This window comes from Streptomyces sp. NPDC054932, assembly GCF_053610205.1.
Map to the genome: position 1 here is coordinate 1 of NZ_JBSGXU010000077.1, position 3,981 is coordinate 3,981.

At 69.6% G+C, this 3,981-nt stretch carries 5 protein-coding genes; 1 reads left to right on the plus strand and 4 read right to left on the minus strand.

From position 1 onward, the window contains the following. Window positions 1–96: 96 nt before the first annotated feature. The 4 genes from ACWGE1_RS21370 to ACWGE1_RS21385 all read right to left on the minus strand — a co-directional run bounded on the left by ACWGE1_RS21370 (window position 97) and on the right by ACWGE1_RS21385 (window position 3,104). Window positions 97–849 (minus strand): YebC/PmpR family DNA-binding transcriptional regulator, encoded by a 753-nt coding sequence (locus ACWGE1_RS21370; RefSeq protein ID WP_053786045.1) that lies wholly within the window; start codon window positions 847–849, stop codon window positions 97–99. A 57-nt stretch (window positions 850–906) separates the two neighbouring features. Beyond that, on the minus strand, window positions 907–1,500 hold the full coding sequence (pdxT, locus tag ACWGE1_RS21375) for a pyridoxal 5'-phosphate synthase glutaminase subunit PdxT (protein ID WP_453422069.1): 594 nt from the start codon (window positions 1,498–1,500) through the stop codon (window positions 907–909). Between the two features lie 6 nt (window positions 1,501–1,506). After that, window positions 1,507–2,424 carry a pyridoxal 5'-phosphate synthase lyase subunit PdxS gene (pdxS, locus tag ACWGE1_RS21380; RefSeq protein WP_030010552.1) on the minus strand — a complete coding sequence of 306 codons (918 nt, stop codon included), beginning with the start codon at window positions 2,422–2,424 and terminating at the stop codon, window positions 1,507–1,509. A gap of 137 nt (window positions 2,425–2,561) precedes the next feature. Continuing rightward, window positions 2,562–3,104, minus strand: a complete 543-nt coding sequence (locus tag ACWGE1_RS21385) for a hypothetical protein (protein WP_453422070.1) — start codon at window positions 3,102–3,104, stop codon at window positions 2,562–2,564. 101 nt (window positions 3,105–3,205) lie between these two features. Between ACWGE1_RS21385 and ACWGE1_RS21390 the strand changes: the two genes are divergently transcribed. Continuing rightward, window positions 3,206–3,799, plus strand: coding sequence for a hypothetical protein (locus tag ACWGE1_RS21390; RefSeq protein WP_453422071.1), 594 nt, complete (start codon window positions 3,206–3,208; stop codon window positions 3,797–3,799). Window positions 3,800–3,981: the final 182 nt, after the last annotated feature.

Genomic DNA, 3,981 nt, shown 5'->3' on the forward strand with positions numbered 1-3,981 from the left:
GGACCGGCCAGGACACCCGGCGCCCCGGGCCGCACGGGCCGCCACACGCCAGCGGGCCGACGGATAACCCGTCGGCCCGCTGGCGTTGACAGCCGATCAGGCGTCGACCTTCTCCATGACCTCGTCCGAGACGTCGAAGTTGGCGAAGACGTTCTGCACGTCGTCGCTGTCCTCCAGCGCGTCGATCAGCTTGAAGATCTTGCGCGCGCCCTCTTCGTCCAGCTCGACCTGCATGGTCGGCAGGAAGTTGGAGTCGGCCGAGTCGTAGTCGATGCCCGCCTGCTGGAGCGCGGTACGGACCGCGACCATGTCGGTGGCCTCGCTGATGATCTCGAAGCTGTCGCCGAGGTCGTTGACCTCTTCGGCACCCGCCTCGAGCACCGTCTCCAGGACGTCGTCCTCGGAGAGCTCGCCCTTGGGCAGCAGGACGACACCCTTACGGTTGAACAGGTACGAGACCGAGCCCGGGTCGGCCATCGAACCGCCGTTGCGGGTCATGGCGACACGCACGTCGGACGCGGCTCGGTTGCGGTTGTCGGTGAGGCACTCGATGAGCACCGCGACACCGTTGGGACCGTAGCCCTCGTACATGATCGTCTCGTAGTCGGCGCCGCCGGCCTCAAGACCACCGCCGCGCTTGACCGCGGAGTCGATGTTCTTGTTCGGGACCGAGCTCTTCTTGGCCTTCTGAATGGCGTCGAAGAGCGTCGGGTTGCCGTCGATGTCGGCGCCGCCCATACGGGCCGCGACCTCGATGTTCTTGATCAGCTTCGCGAAGAGCTTGCCGCGCTTGGCATCGATCACGGCCTTCTTGTGCTTCGTCGTAGCCCATTTAGAGTGGCCGGACATCCGCCTGTCTCCTTCGCGTAACCAACAGTGTTCGTCTCCGATCCTACCGGGAGCTCGTCACAGCCCCGCGCGCACCATGTCGACGAAGTACGCGTGAACGCGGTCGTCTCCGGTCAGCTCGGGGTGGAACGAGGTCGCCAGGACGTTGCCCTGTCGCACGGCGACCGTGTGGCCGTCGTGCGTGGCGAGCACCTCGGCGGCCGCGCCGACCGACTCGACCCAGGGCGCGCGGATGAAGACGCCCTCGACCGGGCCGCCCGCTATGCCCGCGAAGTCGATCTTCGCCTCGAAGGACTCGTTCTGGCGGCCGAACGCGTTGCGGCGGACGATCATGTCGATGCCGCCCAGGGTCTCCTGGTCCTCACGGCCGTCCAGGAGCTTGTCCGCCAGCATGATCATGCCGGCGCAGGTGCCGTACACGGGCATGCCGGCTGCCACGCGCTCGCGCAGCGGCTCCAGCATGCCGAACAGCACGGCGAGCTTCGACATCGTGGTGGACTCGCCGCCGGGGATCACCAGGGCGTCGACCTCGGCGAGCTCCTCGGGACGCCGGACCGGCCTGGCCACGGCGTCCGCCGCGGCCAGGGCGATCAGGTGCTCCCGTACGTCGCCCTGGAGAGCCAGGACACCGATCACGGGGGTGTTGGTCATGACCGATTACCAGCCGCGGTTGGCGTAGCGCTCGGACTCGGGGAGGGTGTCGCAGTTGATGCCGACCATGGCCTCGCCCAGGTTGCGGGAGGCGTCCGCGATGATCTTCGGGTCGTCGTAGAAGGTGGTGGCCTTCACGATGGCGGCGGCGCGCTTGGCCGGGTCGCCCGACTTGAAGATGCCGGAGCCGACGAAGACGCCCTCGGCGCCGAGCTGGCGCATGAGCGCGGCGTCGGCCGGGGTGGCGACGCCACCGGCGGAGAAGAGCACGACCGGGAGCTTGCCGAGCTCGGCAACTTCCTTGACGAGCTCGTACGGCGCGCGCAGCTCCTTGGCGGCGGCGAACAGCTCGTTGTTGTCGTAGCCGCGCAGGCGGGCGATCTCGTTCTTGATCTGGCGCAGGTGGCGGACGGCCTCGACCACGTTGCCGGTGCCGGCCTCGCCCTTCGAGCGGATCATGGCCGCACCCTCGGCGATGCGGCGCAGGGCCTCACCCAGGTTGGTGGCGCCACAGACGAAGGGGGTGGTGAACGCCCACTTGTCGGAGTGGTTGACCTCGTCGGCCGGGGTCAGGACCTCGGACTCGTCGATGTAGTCGACACCGAGGGACTGCAGGACCTGGGCCTCGACGAAGTGGCCGATGCGGGACTTGGCCATGACCGGGATCGAGACGGCCTCGATGATCTCTTCGATCATGTTGGGGTCCGACATGCGAGCGACGCCGCCGTCCTTGCGGATGTCGGCCGGGACCCGCTCCAGGGCCATGACGGCCACGGCGCCGGCGTCCTCGGCGATCTTCGCCTGCTCGGCGTTGACCACGTCCATGATCACGCCGCCCTTCAGCTGCTCGGCCATGCCGCGCTTGACGCGCGAGGTGCCGATCGCCGACTCGGCGGACTGGGGGGAGGTGGGAAGCGTGCTCACGGATTGACCTCACTCGAAAGGAAGACGGGGTACTGCTCGTACTACTCGGCTGAGGAAACCCCAGAGGATCAGTCCACTACAAGGGCCAATGTGGAGCCTGTGGCTCCTTGATTTGTCCCTCGCGGCCCTTGGAACCCCTACGTAGGCCGATCTGCAAGATCCACCGGGGGCTCGTCGTCCATTTCGAAGGCGAGCGGGAAGGGCGCGTGCCCCGCCAGTCTGAACCAGCGGACCTTGCGGTGCCTGCGCAGCGCGCGGGCGGCCCGTACCGAGTCGTTGAGGAAGCGCCGCGCCATCGGTACCCGGCGGACGGCCGCCGCCAGCTCCTCCGTGGCCTCCGCCCCGCCGGGGGCCGCCTTGAGCACGTCGACCTGCGCGGCATCGGCGAAGACCGCCCGCAGTGCCTGGCTGAGCTCGCTCTCGGCCACCTCGCGGTGCTCCTCCTCGGCCTGCCGGGCGGCGTGCGCGGCCTCGTACAGCACCAGTGAGGAGGCGGGGTCGAGCACCCCGGAGGTGGCGACCTCCAGCACGACGGAGGCCCGCCGTACGAGCTGCGCGTCGAGCGCGGCCCGCGCGGCGTCCATCCGCGAGTGCAGCCGGTCGAGCCGGCCCGCGGTCCAGCTGAGGTAGACCCCGATGACTCCGAGAGCCAGCGCGATCCAGACAAGGGTTTCGATCACGCTGCGCGACCCTACCGCTCCGCGCGGCCCCCGCCCCCATCGGGCCTGGCGCCGTCCCGGACATCCCCTTAGGCTGCTTGATCCACATCTTTCGGGGGATCATGAACTCCACGCGTTACCGCAGACCGTCGGCCCTCGGGCTGCTCATCGTGGGGACGGCTCTCGCCGCCACGGCCATGGCCGGGCTCATGTCGGGCGACGAGGGCGGGCTCGTCCTTCTGCTCCGGCTCCGCGAGTACGTCCTGCTGTTGGGGTGGCTCGCCCTGGCCGCTCTGACCGGGGCGGTCCTGTTGGGTCTGGAGCGGTCCCCGCTGCGCCTGCCCCTGGTCACCACGCTGCTCGCGGCCGGCGTCCCGGCGTTGCTGCTCGGCGGGTTCGTCTCCGCCGTGTTCGGCGGATCCGACCGGGTGGAGAAGACGGAGGCGGCCCCCGGCCTCAGTGACCGCCGGTTGATCGTGGAGGCGCGGAGCGGCTTCCTCGACCCCGTCTGGTGCGTCTACGTCGACGAGGGGAGCCGTCCCCTGGAACGCCGCTGGACCGTCGGCTGCTTCAACGGCGACGCCGACGACAACGAACTGCGCGAGACCGTCTGGACGGCCCCCGACCGGATCCGCATGACCACCTCGGGGGGCGCGGTCCACGAGGTGACCGTCACCCCCGGCGGCCGGCCCGACCGGTTCGTCTCCGTCGGCTAGGGCCCGTCCTGTCGATCAGGCCGGTCGGCCCGGGTTGTCCGGTGCGGTGCATCGCAAGGCGGAGAAACGCAGCTCGTACTCGGCCGTACTCGCGCGTTTCGACAACGCGGCGAGGTGCCGTGCCGGGCAGGCCGGGCCCGGCCCGATCGAGACCCCTGGGCCGTCTCTTGCGGATCTTGGCG

Coding starts and splice junctions, on each gene's coding strand:
- ACWGE1_RS21370 (WP_053786045.1), bottom strand. CDS start 849: ATGTCCGGCCACTCTAAATGGGCTACGACGAAGCACAAGAAGGCCGTG.
- ACWGE1_RS21390 (WP_453422071.1), top strand. CDS start 3,206: ATGAACTCCACGCGTTACCGCAGACCGTCGGCCCTCGGGCTGCTCATC.
- pdxT (WP_453422069.1), bottom strand. CDS start 1,500: ATGACCAACACCCCCGTGATCGGTGTCCTGGCTCTCCAGGGCGACGTA.